The following is a 970-nucleotide window of genomic DNA, read 5'->3' on the forward strand; positions in this document are numbered from 1 at the left end:
CTGCGCGCCCGGCCGATCTTCGCCCGCACCCGCGACGCGATCGAGGCCCACCTGACGATCGTATTCACCGCCCTGGCAGTAAGCCGTGCCGTGCAGGACCGGACCGGGCTGTCACTGCGACGCGTCATCCGAGCCCTTAAGCCACTGCGGTTAGCGACCATCACGGTCAACGGCACCACCACGACCATCCCGGCCCAGGCCGGCCCCGACGAACAAGCCATCCTCGACGCAATCCACGCCCCGACAGCGAGGCACTAACGATTTGACCCAACTCAGGGGGTGAAGGCCGACCTGGTGGCGGCGGGGTCGGGTTGGAAGCTGACCAGCCGGACGTCCGCGACGGTGACGACGTTCGACGCGGACGGCAACCCGGTCTCGCTGGCGGACCGGAACGGGAACACGGTGGCCATCACGTGGGCGGGCGGGTTGCCGACGAAGGTCGTCGCCGCGCAGGCCGCGTTCTCGCCGTCGGGGACGGTGGCCGCGTCCCGGACGGCGTGGATCACGACCACCGCGACGAGCATCACGGTGGCCCAGGGGGCGTCGGTGTCGGCGCCGTTGCGGACGGCGAAACTGGTCAAGGATTCGTCGGGGGACTGGTCGCAGTTCACGGACCCGAACGGCACGGTCACCACGTTCAGCTACGCCGGGGGTGATCTGACCGGGGTGCAGGTCCCCGACGCGGGTACGGTGTCCTGGGGCCTGGACTCGGGCGGCCGGGTGACTTCCTCCACCCGGGCGAACGCGTCGGCGGGGTCCCCGGGTGACGCGGTCACCCGGTTCGCCTACCCGACCAGTACCCAGACGCTGGTCGCGGACCCGAACACCGACCAGACCCAGGCGGTCTCGGCGGTGCCGCGGACGACGTACCAGATCGACGCGTCGGGCCGGGTGATGAGCGTCCTGGACGCGGTGGGCCGCAGCAAGTCGCGCACCTATACCCCGGATTCGGATGTGGCGACCTCCACCT

General features: G+C 70.5%; 1 protein-coding gene and 1 pseudogene. Both read left to right on the plus strand.

Annotated elements, in window-relative coordinates; all coding sequences use genetic code 11:
* Positions 1-258, plus strand: a pseudogene (locus BKD30_RS10035) (IS1634 family transposase); the annotation flags it as partial.
* A 21-nt stretch (positions 259-279) separates the two neighbouring features.
* The coding region (locus BKD30_RS16135; protein ID WP_218189293.1) for a hypothetical protein at positions 280-970 on the plus strand (691 nt) is incomplete at its 3' end.

The organism is Tersicoccus phoenicis (assembly GCF_001968835.1).
Lineage (GTDB): Bacteria > Actinomycetota > Actinomycetes > Actinomycetales > Micrococcaceae > Tersicoccus > Tersicoccus phoenicis.